This is a genomic window from Bacteroides sp. 214 (assembly GCF_010501015.1).
Taxonomy (GTDB): domain Bacteria; phylum Bacteroidota; class Bacteroidia; order Bacteroidales; family Bacteroidaceae; genus Bacteroides.
In genome coordinates, this window is the sequence record NZ_QVML01000004.1 from 117,034 (window position 1) to 134,004 (window position 16,971).

Below are 16,971 nucleotides of genomic sequence, written 5' to 3' on the forward strand. Positions count from 1 at the left end.
ATGCAGATGCAACTATATGATTTCTTTAAACCACACAAACCACAACAAAAAGTAGTACAAAACCCTCACCTATCCGTCTTTATACAAATAACTAAAGACGGAATAACATGTTATCGAAGAAAATCAGATTGAGCCTTTGTTTGGCCGTTTCCTTGTGCGCGCTTGCGCCAATGAGTCTCTATGCGCAACAACAAACCATTATTCACTACCTTTCGGGACGTGGTTCCGACGACATGGTACAGTGGGATTTCTTTTGCACCGATGGTCGCAACGCGGGTAAGTGGTCTAAGATTGGCGTACCCTCTTGTTGGGAACTGCAAGGGTTTGGAACATATCAGTATGGAATCTCTTTTTATGGTAAACCTTTCCCCGATGGTATAGCCAATGAAAAGGGAATGTACAAATATGAATTTGATGTGCCCGAAGAGTGGCGTGGCAAGCAGATCAACCTGATATTTGAAGCCTCAATGACCGATACGGAGGTGAAGATTAACGGTCGGAAAGCCGGATCTAAGCATCAAGGAGCGTTTTATCGTTTTCAGTACAATGTTACCGACTTATTGAAGTATGGCAAGAAGAATTTGCTCGAAGCAACCGTAAGCAAGGAAAGCGAAAATGCCAGTGTAAACCTTGCGGAGCGTCGTGCCGACTATTGGAACTTCGGTGGCATCTTCCGTCCGGTATTCCTTGAAGTAAAACCGGCACAGAACTTCCGTCATATTGCTATCGATGCGAAAGCAGATGGTAGTTTCTTAGCCAATTGTTATCTGAACGCCCCGGTAGAAGGTTCGAACATACGTGTAACCTTGTTCGATGCTCGTGGCAAAAAAGTAAAAGAGCAAACCACAGCAGTAAAAGCAGGAGGCGATTGGACTACTTTAAACACGACTCTTTCTAATCCTGCTCTATGGAGTGCTGAAACACCGAACCTCTATAAAGCTCAATTTGAATTATTGTCCAAAGAGGGGAAACTATTGCACAGCGAAACAACATCATTTGGATTCCGCACGATTGAAGTACGCGAAAGCGATGGGATGTACGTAAATGGTGTGCGCATTATGCATCGTGGAGTAAACCGCCATAGCTTCCGTCCCGAAAGCGGGCGAACACTGAGCAAAGCCGAGAATATAGCCGATGTGTTGCTGATGAAGGCGATGAATATGAATGCTGTTCGTTTGTCGCATTACCCTGCCGACCCCGATTTCTTGTATGCTTGCGATAGCCTGGGGTTGTATGTAATGGATGAACTTGGTGGATGGCATGGAAAATATGACACACCAACAGGAAAGAAACTAATTCCCGGAATGGTAGAACGCGATGTTAACCACCCGTCGGTTATCTGGTGGAGTAATGGTAACGAGAAAGGCTGGAACGTAGAACTCGATGATGAATTCCATAAATACGATCCTCAGAAGCGCCCCGTTATTCATCCGCAGGGTAACTTCGGCGGCTTTGAAACCATGCACTATCGCTCGTATGGCGAGAGCCAAAACTATATGCGTCTTCCCGAAATATTCTGCCCCACCGAATTCCTTCATGGCTTGTATGATGGCGGACACGGTGCCGGTCTGTGGGATTATTGGGAGATGATGCGTAAACATCCTCGTTGTATTGGTGGTTATCTGTGGGTGCTTGCCGACGAAGGAGTGAAGCGTGTGGATATGGATGGTTTTATCGACAATCAAGGAAACTACGGAGCCGATGGTATTGTAGGGCCGCACCACGAAAAAGAGGGTAGCTTCTATACCATTAAAGAAATATGGAATCCTGTGCAGGTAATGAACAAGGCTATAGATGCTGACTTCGACGGAGTGTTCTCTATCGAAAATCGCTATGATTTCTTAAATACAAATACCTGTCGCTTTGTGTGGCAGCAAGTACAATTCCCAGCGCCCGATGCTACCAGTAGTGCTAAAGTGTTGAAACAAGGCGAATTAAAAGGAAGTGATATTCCGGCACATCAGGCAGGCACATTGGATATTAAAACTCGCATAGACGCGGCAGCCGATGCCCTGTTCCTGACTGCTATTGATGCAACAGGACATGAGCTATGGCGCTGGTCTTTCCCTATAAAGAAGGAAAAAATAGCACAAACCGTACAAGGTAATATACCAACGTACACCGAAAACGACGATGAAATGGTGGTAAAAGCAGCCGATGCTAATTATACATTCTCTAAAAAAGATGGACAACTGAAACAGGTTGTCGTAGGAGGTCGTACCATTAGCTTTACCAACGGTCCTCGTTTTATTGCCGCTCGTCGTGCCGACCGCTCGCTCGATCGTTTTTACAACCACGATGACAAACAAGCTAAAGCCAAAGAGCGTACCTATGACGAATTTGAAGATGCCGGTGTATTCGTAAACCTTACAGCAGATAAAGCCGACAATCATTTAATCATAACTGCCAACTACAAACTTGGTTGCTTAGACAAAGCACAGTGGACAGTAGCCCCCGACGGTACACTGGCCTTAGATTATACCTATAACTTCTCGGGAGTGGTAGAGCTGATGGGGGTTCGTTTCGATTATCCCGAAGAAAAAGTAATCAGCAAACGTTGGCTTGGTGCAGGACCTTATCGGGTGTGGCAAAATCGCCTACATGGCACGATATATGATGTGTGGGAAAATGATTACAACGATCCTATCCCGGGCGAAACATTTACTTATCCTGAGTTTAAAGGGTATTTTGCCAATGTGTCGTGGATGGATATTCGTACGCAAGAGGGAACCATTTCTATTACTAATGAAACTCCCAATTCATACATAGGCGTTTACCAACCACGCGATGGCCGCGATCGTTTGCTTTATACACTACCCGAGAGTGGCATCTCTGTATTGGATGTGATACCTGCTGTACGCAATAAAGTAAATTCGACAGACCTTTGCGGACCTTCTTCGCAGGCTGTTCAAACAGATGGTGTACGTACAGGTAGAATGATTTTGCGATTTAAATAAGTATCTTTGTGTATGTGGAATAAAATGCGGTTTTTGTTGGTTGCTATTTTCTTGTTTGTTACACAACTTTGTGTAGCACAAATGCCTCTACACCAACAATTTCAAACACCTTCTCAAGAGGCAAAACCTTGGGCAATATGGCATTGGATGTTTGGTGCTTTCTCCAAAGATGCTTTGACTGCTGACTTGGAAGCGATGAAAGAAGTTGGTTTAGGTGGTGCGTTTATTCTTACGATTAAATCGCCCGAACAAGGTCCCGACTTTCCTACACCCTACAGGCAGCTAACACCCGAATGGTGGGACATGATACATCATGCGATGAAAGAAGCCGACCGGTTGGACTTGAAACTTGGTATGCACATCTGTGATGGTTTTGCGCTGGCAGGCGGTCCGTGGATAACTCCCGAAGAGTCTATGCAAAGAATTGTTTGGACAGATACGATTGTATCGGGCGGAAAACTAAATGAGCTACTTCTTTCCCAACCTGAAACAAAAGAAGGCTATTACAAAGATATCGCGCTCTATGCTTTACCTGTAAAAGAGCAAAAAAAGGAAGTTATTCCTGTTATCACCACTTCTGCCGAAGTAGATACTACCGGAGGCTCTTTTCGTGTAAATGTGGAACAAATTACAGACCCAACATCTCTTGGCGCTTGGATACAGTATGAATATGCGGAACCCTTTACCTGTCATAATATTGAAATAACCAAAGTCAATAACAACTATCAGGCACAGCGCTTAAAGGTGATGGCAAGTGATGATGGGGTGAATTTTCGATTGGTGAAACAGTTGATACCTGCCCGCCAAGGTTGGCAGAACTATGATTTCAACGATACACATGCTATTCCTCCTACCACAGCGCGTTATTTCCGTTTTTATTGGAATCCGGCCGGTTCCGAAGCGGGTAGTGAAGATATGAACGATGCTAAATGGAAAGCCAATCTTCGTATCAACAAGTTGTTGTTACATAGTACTCCACGTGTGCATCACTGGGAAGGAAAAACCGGATTGGCATGGCGCGTAGCCAATGAAACAACAGAAGAAGAAGTGCCACAATCCGATTGCATCAGGCAGGAAGAGGTCATCAACCTGACGGCTGCGCTGAAAGAGGGAAAGCTATCTGCCGAACTTCCCCAAGGAAATTGGAAGCTACTTCGTATAGGGCACACCTCTAACGGGCATGTCAATGCTACCGGTGGAGCAGGCAAAGGATTGGAATGTAATAAGTTTGACCGGGCTATTGTGCGGAAGCAGTTGGAGAATTGGCTGGGTGCTGCCTTTAGGCAAACAGACCCGGCACTGGCACGTCGTGTGTTGAAGTCTATCTTTGTAGATAGCTGGGAATGTGGCACACAGAACTGGAGTAGTAATTTTGCTGCCGAATTTAAGGTGCGTCGTGGTTACGATCTAATGCCTTATCTACCTTTGCTTACCGGTCTACCCATGGAAAGCATCGAAGCTTCCGAGCGAATTCTTCGCGATGTACGCACCACGATGGGCGAACTTGTAACAGATGTTTTCTATACCGAACTGGCTGCTTTTGCCAAAGATTATGACTGCGAAACATCTATTGAGAACGTAGCCCCTACCATGATTGCCGATGGAATGCAACATTACCAACTTGCCGACCGCCCGATGGGAGAGTTCTGGTTGCGTAGCCCCACTCATGATAAAACGAACGATATGCTGGATGCCATTAGTGGTGCGCGTATTTACGGGAAAAATATAGTGCAGGCGGAGGCACTTACACAAATACGTGGAAATTGGGATGAACACCCGGGTATGCTGAAAGCAATACTCGACCGCAATTATGCGCTTGGTATTAATAAAATGGTATTTCATGTCTTTGTGCATAACCCTTGGATGGATCGCAAACCGGGCATGACGCTAGATGGCATCGGCCTCTTTTTTCAGCGCGACCAAACGTGGTGGAAACATGGAGCTAAAGCATTGGTAAGCTATGCTACACGAGTACAAAGTCTGCTTCAATATGGAACTCCTGTAGTGGATATTGCTGTCTTTACCGGTGAAGAGATGCCACGAAGAGCTGTTCTTCCGGAACGGCTACTGCCTTCATTACCCGGACTGTTTGGCGCAGAGCAAGTTGCTTATGAAAAGAAACGCCTTGCTAACGAAGGTATTCCTATGCGTAGTATAGCAGGAGTAAACCATACCGCTAATATGGCCGACCCCGAAAAGTGGATAAACCCACTGCGTGGATATGCGTATGACTCCTTTAATAAAGATGCGCTGCTTCGATTGGCAAAAGTCGAGAATGGACGCGTAGTACTGCCTGGTGGAGCTTCTTATAAAGTGTTGGTATTGCCACAAGCTCGTCCTATGAATCCAAGTAATATACCGCTATCTATCGAAGTAAAAGCTAAAATAGATGAGTTCCGTAAGGGTGGAGTGATTATCCCAGATATTCCTTATAAAGATGAAACCTTTGCAGAATGGCAATTGGAACGAGATGTGATTCTGCCAGCAAACATTGCGTGGACACATCGTAGAGGCAATGAAGGCGATGTGTACTTTATAGCCAACCAAGCCGATAGCCCAGTCACTTTTGATGCCTCTTTCCGTGTGGTGGGGAATGTTGAGTTGTGGAATCCCATGACGGGAGAAATACTTCAACCCATACATGCTGAAATAAAAGGAAATTGCACCGTTGTTTCGATAAAACTGGATGCTAACGAATCGGTGTTTGTGGTGTTCCCTAAAGAAACAAAGGCACAAATAGTCAATGCTCAAACGAAGAGTCCGGTTGTGCTTCCAATAAAAATAGGAGTGTGGAATGTGCACTTCCCTGCTATTGAACAAACGTTTAGAAAGAACGAGCTTTTCGACTGGAGCAAAGAAGAAAATGAAAAGGTAAAATATTATTCGGGTACGGCAATTTATCGCACCACATTCAAGTGGAAAGGTAAAATAAAGGGACGTGTCTACCTGTCACTAGGCGAAATAGCCAATATTGCTAATGTTCGTGTAAACGGTATTGATTGTGGCACGGTATGGACAGCACCTCTTGAAATAGAAATAACCCATGCACTTAAGAAGGGTAACAATGAACTACACATTGAGGTAGAGAATACTTGGGCAAATGCAATTAATGGGTTGGATAATAACAAAGTTCCCTTTGAGGGTATTTGGACGAACGGTAAGTATCGCCGTAAAGAAAACAACTTATTGCCTGCCGGGCTATTAGGACCGATTGAAATTGTATTAAAATAAACAATAATGAAACAGAAACTTATCTCTTTGCTTTTTGTCGTAAGCTTCGCACTGTCGCTCTTTGCGGAGGTTAAGCTGCCTTCTTTCTTTGCAGATGGTATGGTGTTACAGCAACAAACAGAGGCCAGACTGTGGGGAACAACTTCTGCACAAAAGAAAGTAACCGTTACCACCAGCTGGGATGGAAAAGTATACACTACCGTTGCCGACAATGCCGGTGCGTGGAAGCTAAGTGTTAATACCCCTACTGCAGGTGGACCATACGATATAACCTTTGACGATGGCAAGAAGACTGTATTGAAGAACGTGTTGATTGGCGAAGTATGGATATGCTCGGGCCAGAGCAACATGGAGATGCCAATGAAAGGTTTCAAAAATCAACCTGTTGAAGGTTCTAATATGGATGTATTGAAAAGCCGAAATCCTAATATTCGTCTGTTTACCGGCAAACGTACGTCGACATTGCTGCCACAAGCCGATATTGTAGGCGAATGGAAAGAAGCGACCCCCGAAAGTGTTTATGATTTTAGTGCGACGGCTTATTATTTCGGACAATTAGTGCAGGAAATTACCGATGTACCCGTAGGATTAATAGTTATAGCTTGGGGTGGATCGGCTTGTGAAGCATGGATGACGGAGGAATGGTTGAAACCTTTTCCCGGCAAACCAATTCCAAGAGTACAAAAAGATATAACCTCACCCAACCGTACAGCGACCGTACTTTACAATGGTATGTTGCATCCGCTCATTGGTGTTGCTATGCGTGGTGTAATATGGTATCAGGGTGAAGACAATTACGACCGTGCACACACATATGCCGATATGTTTGCTACGATGATACAAGGCTGGCGTAGTGAGTGGGGGATAGGCGACTTCCCGTTTTACTATTGTCAGATAGCTCCGTTTGATTACAGCATTGTAACCGCAAAAGGGAACGAAGTTATTAATTCGGCATATTTGCGCGAAGCTCAGGCACAGGTAGAACATCGTGTTCCAAACACCGGAATGGCGGTGTTGTTGGATACGGGCGAAGAAAAGTGTATTCATCCGAGCAATAAACGAACTGCGGGCGAACGATTGGCATTGCTGGCACTCAATAGAACATATGGCGTGAAGGGAGTAAGCGGCGACAGCCCGTACTATAACTCTATGGAGATTAAAGGAGACACAATTGTGCTTTCTTTTGAACGTGCACCGATGTGGATTTGCGCGAAGGAGTTTGAATCAACAAACTTTACCATTGCTGGCGAAGATAAAGTGTTTTACCCGGCTAAAGCATGGATATCGCGTAGTAAGGTTTTTGTAAAAAGCGAGCAGGTAAAGAACCCTGTAGCTGCACGTTATGGGTTTGCCAATATGGTACAAGGTGATTTGTTTGGCGGCGACGGACTACCCGTTTCTTCGTTTCGCACAGATAACTGGTAACATACGAGTATAATATGAGAAAAAGGATATATCTATTATTTATTGCAACAATCACTGTGCTGACCCTTTATGCTCAGCCCACTCCTTTTGTGTGGAACTCTCCCAGTCAAAACTCTTCTGAATCTATGCCATGTGGTGGTGGAGACATCGGAATGAATGTATGGGTAGAGAATGGTGATATCCTTTTCTATATAAACCGTAGCGGTACATTTGATGAACACAATACATTGTTGAAACTGGGACGGGTACGTCTGCGTTTGTCACCCAATCCGTTTGAAAATGCGAAAGACTTTTGCCAAACACTCAATCTGAATGATGGCTTTGTCGAAATCTCTGCCGGTGGAACGAATATACATCTTTGGGCAAGTATACATACACCGGTGATACACCTGGAAGTTAATAGCCGTCGACCTGTAACCGCCGAACTCTTTTATGAGAACTGGCGTTATCAAGACCGCCCGATACGCAAGGGCGAAGGGCAGCAAAACTCTTACAAATGGGCACCACCCAAAGGTAGCTATACAGCCAAAGATTCGATTGTTGCTATTGGTAACGAACTCGTTTTTTATCATCGCAATCCTAAACAGACAGTGTTTGATGCGGTAGTAGCCCAACAAGGAATGGATGTGGTGAAGGATAGTATGATGAATCCATTGGCACACCTAACTTTTGGTGGAAAGCTACGAGGAAACAATCTTGTTTACAGTGGTACGCAAGAGAGAACTTACGCCGGAACCGATTATCGCGCCTGGCGCTTTCGTACTTCTCAACCGGTGCGCCGGGAATATATTCGTATAGCTTTGCATACCGAGCAGACCGAAAGTATTGAACAATGGCAGCACAACCTGCACCAAACAGCTACTGCTATTCACTTGGGTAATGAAAAGAAAGAAGCCCGTGCCTGGTGGAATAATTTCTGGAAACGTAGCCATATTACGGCAATCGGTGCTGCCGAAGAGATAACCCGCAATTATACTCTCTTTCGTTATATGCTTGGTTGTAATGCTTATGGCACTGCACCGACAAAATTTAACGGTGGGCTCTTTACATTCGACCCATGTTATGTAGATAGTACACAAAACTTTACTCCCGACTATCGTAAATGGGGTGGTGGTACTATGACTGCGCAGAATCAGCGTCTCGTCTACTGGCCAATGCTTAAGAGTGGCGATGCGGATATGATGACAACACAGTTTGATTTCTATAATCGTATATTAGGTAATGCAGAGCTGCGTTCCAGAGTTTACTGGGGGCACAACGGTGCCTGTTTTACCGAGCAAATTGAAAATTTTGGATTGCCCAATCCGGCAGAGTATGGTTTTAAACGTCCCGACTGGTTTGATAAAGGCTTAGAGTACAACGCTTGGTTGGAATATGAGTGGGATACCGTTTTGGAATTCTGCCAGATGATTTTGGAAACAGCCAATTACCAGAATGTAGATATCAGTCAATACATTCCGCTGATTGAAAGTAGTTTGACTTTTTTTGAAGAGCACTATCGCTATTTAGCTAAGCAACGTGGACGAAAAGATCTTGACGATAACGGTCATTTGGTGCTTTATCCCGGTTCGGCTTGCGAAACCTACAAAATGGCCAACAATGCCTCCAGTACCATTGCCGCGCTGCGTGTTGTATTGGAAACTTACGGAAAAAAGAACGATATGTTGTCACTAATTCCACCTATACCGTATCGTGTGGTAGATGGGAAAGAGATGATTTCTCCTGCCAAGACATGGGAACGGGTGAATAATGTTGAAACACCGCAACTCTATCCCGTTTTTCCGTGGCGCATCTATGGTGTTGGACGAGAGGGATTGGAGATAGCGCGCAACACTTACTTCTACGATCCGGACGCGATTAAGTTTCGTTCGCACATGGGTTGGAAGCAAGATAATATTTGGGCAGCTTGCTTAGGACTGACCGAAGAGGCTGTACGCCTGGCTTTGCTGAAATTGGGTGATGGACCTTATCGCTTTCCTGCCTTTTGGGGACCGGGCTATGACTGGTCGCCCGATCATAACCATGGTGGAAGTGGAATGATTGGCTTGCAGGAAATGCTTTTGCAAACCAATGGAACACAGATTTATCTTTTTCCGGCATGGCCATCGGCTTGGGATGTGCAGTTTAAGTTGCATGCTCCGGGTAATACAACAGTCGAAGCGACATTAAAGAATGGCAAACTAGTTAAATTAACGGTGAATCCTGAAAGCCGTACCAAAGACATAGTAATTATAAACAATAATATAATACGATAATGAAGAAGTTACTAACAACAACATTGTTTCTTATTCTGAGTGTGATAACTCATGTTTGTTACGCCAATTATTCTGTTGCTGGTTTCTTCCCACTGAAGGATAGTGGGCGACTTGTCTACGATTTCAACCCCGGTTGGCGATACTATAAAGGCGACGTAAAAGGTGCGGAAGCTCTGAACTTTGACGATGCTGCATGGGAAGTAATAACTACCCCGCATACAGTAGAGCTAATGCCTGCCGAAGGTAGTGGTTGCCGCAATTATCAAGGGCCGGTATGGTATAGAAAACATTTTGTGCTCCCTGACGAAACCAAAGGCAAAGAGGTCTTATTGCACTTTGAGGCGGTTATGGGAAAACAAATCGTTTACATTAATGGCAAACAGGTATTAGAGCATTTGGGAGGATATCTTCCGTTTTCTATAAATCTAACCAAGATAGGAGTGAAAGCTGGTGATGCTTGTCTGATTGCTGTTTTTGCAGATAATAGCGATGATCGTGAGTATCCTCCCGGCAAACGTCAGTATACACTCGACTTCACCTATCACGGCGGTATCTATCGGGATGTGTGGATGATTGCTAAAGCTCCTGTAGCTATTACTGATGCTGTAGACGTTTGCAAAGTAGCAGGTGGCGGTCTTTTTGTGCATTATGATAATATAACCGACCAAAGTGCAGATGTATTTATAAATACCGATGTGGCAAATAGTGGTAATAATACTCGAATGGTAACTATAGAAACTTCACTTGTAGCTGCCGACGGAACTCTTATTCGTCGGATATCCGAAAAAATGACGTTAAAACCGGGTGAATCAAAAGTTGCCAAACAAAAAATAACAGTAAAGCAACCTAAGCTTTGGTCGCCCGATGCTCCTTATTTATATAGTGTAGAGTCGCGCGTAAAAGAGGGTAAGCAAACCATTGATGGCGGCATCACTCGCATTGGAATCCGTAAAGCGGAATTTCGTAAAGACGGATTTTGGTTAAATGGAAAACCATTTGGTCAGTTGGTGGGGACGAACCGTCACCAGGATTTTGCATATGTAGGCAATGCTCTTCCTAATTCACAACAGTGGCGTGATGCACGAAGACTTCGTGATGCCGGCTGTCGTATTATCCGCGTGGCGCATTACCCTATGGATGCTGCTTTTATGGATGCATGTGATGAGTTAGGTCTGTTTGTAATCGTTGCTACTCCGGGGTGGCAGTTCTGGAATAAAGCACCAGAGTTTGCTCATTTAGTCCATAGAAATACACGCGAAATGATACGTCGCGACCGCAACCATCCTTCTGTTTTGATGTGGGAACCCATACTGAATGAAACCCGTTATCCGCTCGATTTTGCTCTCGAAGCACTACAAATAACCCGTGATGAATTTCCTTATCCGGGCAGGCCATTTACTGCTGCCGATGTACATTCCGACGGAGTGAACGAACACTACGACGTTGTTTATGGTTGGCCGGGTGATGACGCTAAAGGGGTTTCGGAGAAACCGATATTCTGTCGTGAGTTTGGCGAAAATGTCGACGACTGGTACGCACATAACAACAATAACCGCGCCAGCCGAAGTTGGGGCGAACATCCACTACTCACTCAAGCTCTTTCGCTGGCAAAGAGTTATGACGAAATGTACCGTACTAACGGTGGATTTGTTGGTGGAGCGCAGTGGCATAGTTTTGATCATCAACGAGGCTATCATCCCGATCCGTATTGGGGCGGACTTTTTGATGCTTTCCGTCAGCCGAAGTATGCATACTATATGTTCCGTAGTCAAACCGATGCTCGCTTGCAACATCCTACTGCTGAAATTGCTCCAATGCTTTTTGTGGCTCACGAAATGTCTGCTTTCTCGGGGAATGATGTGGTAGTCTTTACCAATTGCGACTCTGTACGTTTGTCGGTTTACGACAATACCCGGAGTTGGACAAAATCTGTGGTACGTGCTGCCGGACATTTACCTAATGCACCGCTTGTCTTTGAAAATGTATGGGATTTCTGGAAAGCACGCAGCTATAGCTATACACAGCGTAATTGGGAAAAAGTAAATTTCTTATTCGAAGGATTTGTAGACGGCAAAATAGTTTGCACCGAGAAAAAAATGCCTTCCCGACGCTCCACTAAGTTACGCCTTTATATTGATGAATGCGGTAAACCACTTACAGCCAATGGCTCGGATTTTATCGTTGTGGTAGCCGAGGTAACTGATGATAACGGGAATGTACGTCGTCTTGCCAAAGATAATATCTTCTTTAGCATAGAAGGCGAAGGCGAAATTATCGGTGATGCGACTATTGGTGCCAATCCACGAGCTGTGGAATTTGGTTCAGCACCTATTTTGGTTCGTTCTACTCGCAACGCAGGGACAATCAAGATAAAAGCCCGTGTGTTATTTGAAGGATTGATGGCGCCAACTCCTGCAGAGATAGAATTTGAAAGTGTACCAGCTTCATTGCCTTTTTGTTTTGTAGAACAAATGCAGAAAACAACTGTTAAGAAGGTTGTTGGTAGTAAAGAGCAGCATAAAGCAATACTGACAGAAGAGGAAAAAGATAGGGTCTTGAATGAGGTAGAAAAACAACAAACAGAGTTTGGAGAAAAAGCGGATACAAAGAAATAAAAATATTTTGCTACCTTTGACTCATATCTTGTTATCTAACGCTGTAAATATGAGAAAGAAAGCACTGTTTTTATGGCTACTTTTTGCGCCTTGTTTGTTATTGGCACAGCCCAATATCCTTGTAGAGCACTATAAAGTAGAGGATGGTCTGCCCAACAAGACAGTGAACTGCTCTTTGAAAGGCGAAGATGGCTTCATGTGGTTTGGTACATGGTACGGACTGTGTAGTTTTGATGGCACAGAATTCAAAACGTACAACAATCGTGACGGATTCTATTCAGATATTCCCCCACGCAAGATTCAAAGCATGGTGGAAGATAAACTTGGTTTCTTGTGGATAAAAACATTTGATAGGAAACTGTATATCTTTGATAAGCACAACGAACGTTTCTATGCCGTTCACGATAAGATAAAAAACCATTCATTTGATACGCAGGTCATTAAGATACAAACCACTTTTGATGGCAATGTGCTTCTGTTGACCAAAGACAAAAATTTGCTGATAGCTTATGTTACCTCCGGGGGGGAAGTGGAAATGAAGCTTATGCACGATGCAAGCGCTGACATAAACCCCTATGACTCGCGTTTGAAGCACAATGTATTTGTAGAAAACAAGGACTACCTTTGCTGGATTGGACAAGACTATAAAATATTTGCTTATCGCAAGGGCGAGGAACTAAAAGATAAACCTGCCGATTTTATTTATCGCAAGATTGCTGCTACTACCCATGACCTCTTTACTTGTTCGTACAAAACTGATGAATTTATATGGTTGGGCGATGCTTTTGGAAAAGTTTACAGTATCAACCAGCAAACGGGCACAGTCAATAAATATGATCTTGAAGGTGTTACGCAACCTATTCAAAATATACTTATTACCACAGGTGGCATTGCTTATATTACTGTAAAAGGAGAGGGCGTTTATGAGTACGATTTGGGCTATAAAGAACTAACTAAATTAACACTAGAACTTAGAAATAAAGAGGTGATGGACTCTTTCATAGACCAATATGATAAAATATGGTTTGTGGTGGATAACGAATCATTGCTTTACTATGATCCGTTGAATAAATCAGCTCAAACGTATAAATTCCCTCTTGGTGTAAAAAGAGGTGATTTCAAGTATCAGGATGTGGGCGAACAGGGGGTCTTCTTTTTAACTCCCAACGGAGATGTCCTTATGTTTGAGCGTGAAAGTTTAAACATGATAACTATAAACGAGCAAAAATCTCTCTCCGAAATCATGCCCAACGAACGCTTTTTTGATTTGTTGATAGACGAAGGAGGTATTCTTTGGCTCTCTTCTATGGCGACGGGTATCTGCCGGATAAATTTCCCGAAGAAACAGTTTAACCTGTTTGAACTGCATCTGTTCTCTAAACAGAAAAATATTCAGTCCGAGAATAGAGGTGTTAAATCTCTCTATCAGGCAAAAAACGGCGATATATGGGCGGGCACGCGATGGGGCGAATTGTACAGGATCAATAGTAGCGGTCAGTTGAAGCAAGTGTTCTCGTCCGAGAACTCTTTTATAGGGAATGTCTATCATGTTATGGAGGATACGAAGGGTAATCTTTGGTTCTCGACAAAAGGAAATGGCTTGATAAAAGCGCAGCCCGATATTCTGGCACCGGAAGGTTTTCGCTTTACACACTTTGTAAACGATGTAAATTTACCCTCTACCATAAATCATAACGACGTGTACTTTACTTACGAAGATACTAAAGGGCGCGTTTGGGTAGGTTCCATGGGTGGTGGACTCAACTTAGTACGCGAAGAGGGTGGAGAGATTACTTTCAAAAACAAAGGAAACGGCTTTAAGTTTTACCCCTCTTATGGGCAATATATAGAAGTACGTAGCATAACCGAAGACGCTGATGGGCGTATCTGGGTGGGAACAACAGATGGTCTAATGTCTTTTGATTCCAACTTTACAACACCCGAAGAGATCGTTTTTGAAACCTATCGTGAAGAAAGTTCCAGCTCAAACATAGCTGATAACGATATTTATGCATTGTATAAAGATTCCGATGCGCAAATTTGGGTTAGCGTGTTTGGCGGAGGATTGAATAAGCTGATACGTTACGATGCGACAAAGCGAAGACCTGTTTTCAAAGCTTATGGTATACACGAAGGCTTGAACACCGATGTGATTGTGTCTATTGTTGAAGACGACAAGCGGAATTTATGGCTAGCAACAGAGAGTGGTCTCTCTCATTTTGATAAAAAGCAGGAGTTGTTCCGTAACTATGATAAATATGATGGCTTTTTTGATATGAAAATGGAAGAAAACTCTTCTATACGTACTCAAAATAATGAACTATGGTTGGGCTGTCGCGAAGGTATATTGACTTTTAGTCCGGATAAGGTTGAATCGTTCAATACCAATAACCGAACTTATATCATAGATTTCAAAGTATCCAACAAGGATCTTCGTGATTTTAAGGACAAACCAATTATTAAGGAATCTATTAAGTATGCCAAGTCTATTACGTTGAACTATAATCAGTCAATGTTTGCCCTTGAATTTACTGCGCTAAATTTCTTCAACCCTAATCGTATTTCATATAAATACATATTGGATGGATACGAAAAGGAGTGGCACTTCAATGGAAAGAACCGTCATGCCTCTTACACTAATGTACCTCCGGGTAAATATTTGTTTCGTGTGCAAAGCGTAGATGAGGCAGCTCCTCACATGTTGTCGCAGCAAACATTACAGATAGTTATTCTTCCACCTTGGTGGAGAAGTTGGTGGGCGTATGCAATTTATGTTTTTTTGGGGGGTGCCTTGTTGATTTTCTCCATTCGTTTGGGGCTGCTTATGATGAAGATGAAAAACGATGTTTACATTGAACAGAAACTTTCTGAACTGAAAATAAAGTTCTTTACCAATATTTCTCATGAATTGCGCACGCCACTTACGCTGATAAAAGGACCTATTCAAGAGCTGAAAGAGAAAGAAAAACTATCATCTAAAGGATTGCAATATGTTGACCTGATGGAGAAAAATACGGATCAGATGTTGCAGCTGGTAAATCAGATTCTGGACTTCCGCAAGATACAGAATGGAAAGATGCGTTTGCATATATCATTGTTGAACCTTAATTTGATGGTAAACTCGTTCTATAAAGAATTCCATGTGTTGGCAGCAGAAAATAAGATAAAGTACGATGTGCAACCTAGCGATGAACCAATCATGGTTTGGGCCGATAAAGAACGTTTAGGTATTGTGTTGCGCAATGTTATTTCCAATGCTTTCAAGTTTACACCTTCGGATGGAAGTATTTATATCACTACAGGAATGTCGAGCAATGGAGAGAAGTGTTATATCCGTATTGAAGATTCGGGTGTTGGCATCGAACAAAGTAAATTGAATGAAATATTTGAAAGATTCTCGCAAGGTAGCGCGGCACGCAATTCCTATTATCAGGGCACGGGTATTGGATTGGCTCTTTCTAAAGAGATTATGAATATGCACCAAGGCACTATCGTTGCCGAAAGTCAACAAGAGAAAGGCTCTGTTTTTACTATTGAACTACTGATGGGCAAGGAACATTATAAAACAGCGGATGTGGACTTTTATGTGAGTGATAATGATAAATTATCCGAAGCTACTAACGCTGCGGAACTTTCTAAGGATACAGAGGCGGCAGATGAAGATAAAGACTCTATGGATGCCTCGTTGCCAACGGTATTGCTGGTAGAAGACAACAAAGACTTGGTTAACCTGTTGAAACTACAAATGGAGGATAAGTTTAATGTGTATGTAGCCAATGATGGCGTGGAGGGGCTCAAAAAGACCCACTTGTATCATCCGGATATTGTGGTGACTGACCAAATGATGCCTGAAATGGATGGTATAGAGATGTTGCAACATATTCGTAAAGATTTCCAAATCAGCCATATTCCGGTAATTATACTCACAGCGAAGAACGATGATGAAGCCAAAACTAATGCTATAAATAATGGCGCCAACGCATATATTACTAAACCATTCAGCAAAGAGTATTTGATAGCACGTATTGAGCAGCTATTGCGCGAACGAAAGGTGTTTCGCGAACGGGTGTGGCACCACCAAGAAGATACTGAGACAGACAACTACGAGCAATATTTGGTGAAGAAAGATGTACAGTTGCTCGAAAAAATACACAAAGTAGTTGAAGAAAATATGGATGATTGTGATTTCAACATAGATACGATTGCTTCTTCTATTGGGTTGAGTCGCTCAGCTTTCTTTAAAAAATTGAAAAGCCTTACCGGTCTTGCTCCGGTGGACTTGGTAAAGGAAATACGCTTGAATAAATCTATCGACCTGCTGAAGAATACTGATATGAGCATATCGGAAGTGGCATATGCGGTTGGTTTCAGGGACTCGGGCTACTATAGCAAATGTTTCCGCAAGAAGTACAACCAAACTCCACGCGAATATATGAACCAGTGGAGGAAGGGGTAAGAATCGCTGCTTTTCGGGGGTACAAATCAATT

General features: G+C 43.3%; 6 protein-coding genes. All 6 read left to right on the plus strand.

Annotated features, from left to right (window positions below):
• Positions 1-107 precede the first annotated feature (107 nt).
• From D0T50_RS04985 to D0T50_RS05010, 6 genes are read left to right on the plus strand one after another with little or no spacing between them, the layout of a single operon-like run.
• Entirely contained in the window at positions 108-2,957 is a 2,850-nt protein-coding gene (locus D0T50_RS04985) for a glycoside hydrolase family 2 TIM barrel-domain containing protein (RefSeq protein WP_163222409.1), read from the plus strand.
• Positions 2,958-2,969: 12 nt separating this feature from the next.
• On the plus strand, positions 2,970-6,188 hold the full coding sequence (locus D0T50_RS04990; protein ID WP_163222410.1) for a glycosyl hydrolase: 3,219 nt from the start codon (positions 2,970-2,972) through the stop codon (positions 6,186-6,188).
• 6 nt (positions 6,189-6,194) lie between these two features.
• Entirely contained in the window at positions 6,195-7,613 is a 1,419-nt protein-coding gene (locus D0T50_RS04995; protein WP_163222411.1) for a sialate O-acetylesterase, read from the plus strand.
• 14 nt (positions 7,614-7,627) lie between these two features.
• Positions 7,628-9,868: a DUF5703 domain-containing protein gene (locus D0T50_RS05000; RefSeq protein WP_163222412.1), complete on the plus strand. Its 2,241-nt coding sequence runs from the start codon at positions 7,628-7,630 to the stop codon at positions 9,866-9,868.
• On the plus strand, positions 9,868-12,483 hold the full coding sequence (locus tag D0T50_RS05005; protein WP_163222413.1) for a glycoside hydrolase family 2 protein: 2,616 nt from the start codon (positions 9,868-9,870) through the stop codon (positions 12,481-12,483). Before D0T50_RS05000 ends, D0T50_RS05005 begins: the two co-directional genes overlap by 1 nt.
• A gap of 49 nt (positions 12,484-12,532) precedes the next feature.
• A complete protein-coding gene (locus D0T50_RS05010) occupies positions 12,533-16,939 on the plus strand; it encodes a hybrid sensor histidine kinase/response regulator transcription factor (protein ID WP_163222414.1) in 4,407 nt (1,468 codons plus the stop codon).
• Positions 16,940-16,971: the final 32 nt, after the last annotated feature.